Origin of the sequence: Ideonella sp. B508-1, from assembly GCF_000333615.1 — a bacterium.
In the GTDB taxonomy this organism is placed as follows: domain Bacteria; phylum Pseudomonadota; class Gammaproteobacteria; order Burkholderiales; family Burkholderiaceae_C; genus Ideonella.
Genome location: NZ_BADL01000407.1, coordinates 1 through 1269, shown reverse-complemented (window position 1 = coordinate 1269; position 1269 = coordinate 1). Strand labels below are relative to the sequence as shown.

General features: G+C 70.0%; 2 protein-coding genes and 2 pseudogenes. 2 read left to right on the top strand and 2 right to left on the bottom strand.

What is annotated here, in order from left to right:
- Nucleotides 1-452, bottom strand: a pseudogene (locus I73_RS16875) (phosphoribosylformylglycinamidine synthase); the annotation flags it as partial.
- 2 nt (nucleotides 453-454) lie between these two features.
- Here I73_RS16875 and I73_RS28550 point away from each other — a divergent pair.
- Nucleotides 455-574: pseudogene (locus I73_RS28550) on the top strand (Rid family hydrolase); the annotation flags it as partial.
- A gap of 7 nt (nucleotides 575-581) precedes the next feature.
- Entirely contained in the window at nucleotides 582-965 is a 384-nt protein-coding gene (locus I73_RS16865; RefSeq protein ID WP_022981694.1) for a glutaredoxin domain-containing protein, read from the top strand.
- Between the two features lie 87 nt (nucleotides 966-1052).
- Here the strand turns inward: I73_RS16865 and I73_RS28545 are convergent.
- A partial coding sequence (locus I73_RS28545; RefSeq protein ID WP_040500587.1) for a DUF1294 domain-containing protein occupies nucleotides 1053-1269 on the bottom strand: 217 nt, incomplete at its 5' end.

Sequence of the window (1269 nt, the reverse complement as noted above, 5' to 3'; positions counted from 1 at the left end):
ACATGGCTGTTCACGCCCTGCTCGCGCAGGATGGCCACCTTGGGGCGGGCCTTGGCGATGTAGGGCGCGGCCACGTCCTCGGCCGGGTCGAAGCTCAGGGCCAGATGCAGGCCGGGGCCTTCGCTGCCAGCGGCGGCGTGTTCCTGATCGGCGCAGACCGGGTTGTCGCGCAGGCGGGCGATGCGCCAGCTGACCTCGTCCCAGATCTGCTGCAGTTCGGACAGCGGGGCCGAGAACTGGCTCTTGGCGTCGCGCCAGACTTCGACCACGCCCTTGTCATTGGGCTTGCCCACCACATGGCTGCAGGTGGACAGGCCGTGCGCGCGCAGCGTGGCCAGCACCGCGTCGCGGTCGGCGGTCCTCACCTGCAGCAGAGCGCCCAGTTCCTCGTTGAACAGGGCCTGCAGGGTCAGCTCGTCGCGGCGGCCGCTGACCTGGGTGGCCCAGTTCTTGCATGAACAGCGTGTGGGACACCTGGGTGGTGGCCGGCCACACCCCGGCCCGCGCCACCGTGCAGGCCGCCCTGGCCAAGCCGGAATGGAAGATCGAGATCGTCATCACCGCCGCGGTGTGAACGTGTCATGCCGTCGGCCCTGACCGCCGCACAGCGCCGTGAACTGGCGCTGTTCGTGGCGGTGGTGCTGACGGCCACCCTGGCCTGGGAAGGCTGGGGCCTGTGGCACACGTCACAGCAAGACCAGGCCCTGCGGGCCGTGGTGCAGCCCGGCGACCTGCGGCTGATCTCTTCCGTGACCTGCCCCTTCTGCACCCAGGCCCGCCTGCGCCTGCGCGAGGCCCAGGCGCCCTTCAGCGAGTGCTTCATCGAACGCGACGCCGCCTGCGCCGCCGAGTTCCAGGCCCATGGCGCGCCGGGCACACCGCTGGTGCTGGTGCGCGGACAGGCGCAACTGGGCTTCAGGGCCGAGCGGGTGGTGCAGGCGCTGCAGGCGGCGTCAAGCCGCTGAGGGCGCTGTGGCCTGAGGTGCAGCGCGGTACGCGATGGCTTCTCGCCGGTTTGCCCGTCTGGACGGAGCCAGCAAGGGGCAGGTGCGTCAGACCAGACGCCGCAGCGTCTGCAGCCCGTCCACGCCGGCATGCAGCGCCACGAACCCGACCACATTGACCAGGACGGTCAGCCAGAACACGACGATGAAGGACGTCTTGCTGGTCTTGTGGCGCAGCACCTGCTGTGCCAGCAAGGCACCGGGCCAACCACAAAGCAGGCCCATCCAGTGCAGGGTGCTTTCAGGGGTGCGCCACTGCTTCTGG